The 1178-nt window shown below is 54.3% G+C and carries 2 protein-coding genes; both read left to right on the top strand.

Features of this window, described 5'->3' with window-relative positions; all coding sequences use genetic code 11:
• Positions 1-559: M56 family metallopeptidase (locus A3730_RS26405; RefSeq protein ID WP_231884057.1), on the top strand; the 559-nt coding region annotated here is incomplete at its 5' end.
• A partial coding sequence (locus A3730_RS26400) for a TolC family protein (protein ID WP_197477659.1) occupies positions 522-1178 on the top strand: 657 nt, incomplete at its 3' end. The genes A3730_RS26405 and A3730_RS26400, both read left to right, overlap by 38 nt.

Genomic DNA, 1178 nt, shown 5'->3' with positions numbered 1-1178 from the left:
TGAGCGTAGCGAGGGTGGACTTGCCGAGTTAGATGCTGATGCGCCCATGGCGTTTGTCGCGGGGTTATTGTCACCGCAGGCCTTCATTACTCGCGGGCTTGCTTCTTCTATCTCGGAAGAAGAACGGCATATTATCGGCCTGCATGAACAAGCCCATATTGTTCGCCGTGATCCTTTGAGGAAAAGCCTATTTGCCATGTTGGTAGGGCTTTATCCCTCACCTGTACGCCGCTTTCTTCTGGCGGAACTAGAGTTAGTTCAGGAGCAGCGAGCGGACGAATGGGTGTTGCGCCGTTATCCGAAGCCTGCCGCAATTGCCCAGTCGTTATTGAATGTAGAAAAACTGGCGACCCGCTTTAGAGAGCAGGAACTTGGTCAGGTGCATTGTCATTTTGCTGCCCATGCGGTTCAGCGACGGATTATTCATTTGCTGGGTCCGACTGAACAGCGCAGTGTGTCTGTGGCGGTTGTCGGCGCTGTGGTGGTGGTTGCGGCACTATGCAGTGCCGCCAGTGTTGATCTTGTGCACCATTTTCTGGAAACCTTATTTCTTCATTAAGAGTGTTCTGATGAATAGAATTTCAATTTTTTTTACGCGCAAAAAACCGAGAATCGATCGGTTTTTTGCGCCACTGATACTACTGGGAGTGCTGGCTTTCGCGTCGCCACTGGAGGCTGCTGAAGCTGAACTGACCTTCACTCAGGCAATAAAGCGAAGCTTGGAGCAGCATCCCCAGATCAAGGCTCTGGCCTACCGAACCCAGGCTGCCCGGGCGCAAATTCGCCAGGCAGAGATTCGCCGCGGAACCGAGATTCAGTTGGAAGTTGAGGATGTGCTGGGGAGTGGCATCTATGAAGGTGCCGATAGTGCCCAGGCGACGCTCAGTCTGAGTTGGGCTTTAGAGGGAAAGCAGGTTGAGAGCCGAGTCGATGTCGCAGAAGGAAAACAGTCTGTTGCAGTTATTGAGCAAGATTTGCTGCGTTACGACGTGGCGGCCCGCACGGCCCAGGCTTTTCTGACTGCGCTGGCGTATCAGGAACGTCTGGCGCTGGCAAAACTGGCCAGCGATAACGCTTTAACATCATTGGATGAGCTTCGCCGCCGCAGTCGTGCTGGGCGCGCTTCGCGGGTGGATCTGCTGCGTGCGGAGGTGGAGCTGGAGCGTCGTAAGCTGGAT

It is taken from the genome of Alcanivorax sp. HI0044, assembly GCF_001634945.1.
The sequence above is the reverse complement of the archived record's forward strand: the minus strand, read 5'-3'. Positions and strand labels throughout refer to the sequence as shown.